Here is a 785-nt window from a genome sequence, read left to right on the forward strand (position 1 = left end):
CGGTCCGAGGACGAGGGGTTCGCAGGTGTCGGTGGCGGCGTTGGGGTCGCCGGTGACGCCGTAGGCGGGGAACCCGGACTTGAGGACGAGTTGGGGCTTGGCACCGAAGAACTGGGGGCGCCACAGGACGATGTCGGCGAGTTTGCCGACCTCGATGGAGCCGATCTCGTGGGCCAGGCCGTGGGCGATGGCCGGGTTGATCGTCAGCTTGGCCATGTAGCGCAGCACGCGGGCGTTGTCGTCACCCTCGCCGTCACCGGCCAGCGGACCCAGCTCGCCCTTCATCTTCGCGGCCATCGCGAAGGTCCGCCGGATCGTCTCCCCCGCCCGGCCCATGCCCTGCGCGTCCGAGGAGGTGATCCCGATCGCCCCGAGGTCGTGCAGGACGTCCTCGGCGCCCATCGTCCCGGCGCGGATCCGGTCCCGGGCCATCGCGGCGTCGCCCGGCAGATCCGGCTTGAGGTCGTGGACGGAGACGATCATGCCGTAGTGCTCGGCGACCGCGTCCCGCCCGAACGGCAGGGTCGGATTCGTCGACGAGCCGATGACGTTCGCGACACCCGCCATCTTCAACACGTTCGGCACGTGCCCACCACCACACCCCTCGATGTGGAAGGCGTGGATCGTCCGCCCCTCCAACACCCGCAAGGTGTCCTCGACCGAAAGACACTCGTTCAGACCGTCCGAATGCAGCGCCACCTGCACGTCGTACTCCTCGGCCACCCGCAACGCCGTGTCCAGCGCACGGGTATGAGCACCCATGTCCTCATGGACCTTGAAGCCGC

General features: G+C 68.8%; 1 protein-coding gene. It reads right to left on the reverse strand.

Annotation, left to right across the window (positions count from 1 at the left end; translation table 11 throughout):
* Nucleotides 1-785: urease subunit alpha (locus NOD94_RS41245; RefSeq protein WP_281211371.1), on the reverse strand; the 785-nt coding region annotated here is incomplete at both ends.

The organism is Streptomyces sp. Isolate_45, assembly GCF_024721315.2.
GTDB lineage: Bacteria > Actinomycetota > Actinomycetes > Streptomycetales > Streptomycetaceae > Streptomyces.